Consider the following 330-nt stretch of genomic DNA (forward strand, 5'->3'; position numbering starts at 1 on the left):
GAAGTACAAAGGAAAGCTGCTCATTAAACCGAGTAAATCTAACACGTTAATATTTCTGAGTAACTTGCGCGAACTCACTAAAAAGCACGCAACCACCCCCGTTAACGATCTAATCAAGTTGATAAATCCGAAACTCAGGGGCTGGTCGAATTACTATCGACATTGCGTTGCCAAACAAGTATTCGGATATGTGAGTCACAAACTATTTCTAGCGTTATGGCATTGGGCTAAAAGGCGTCATCCAACAAAATCAAAAACTTGGATCGCCATGAAGTACTTTATCAACCGTCGAGGCCAATGGCAATTTCACGGTTGGCAGAAGAGCATGAA

The 330-nt window shown here is 42.1% G+C and carries 1 protein-coding gene; it reads left to right on the plus strand.

The features are described 5' to 3' along the window. Positions 1-330 (plus strand): group II intron maturase-specific domain-containing protein (locus JIG41_RS02730; protein WP_312000476.1); only part of this gene is annotated, 330 nt, incomplete at both ends.

It is taken from the genome of Pseudoalteromonas sp. bablab_jr011 (genome assembly GCF_016464045.1).
Classification (GTDB): Bacteria; Pseudomonadota; Gammaproteobacteria; order Enterobacterales; family Alteromonadaceae; genus Pseudoalteromonas; species Pseudoalteromonas lipolytica.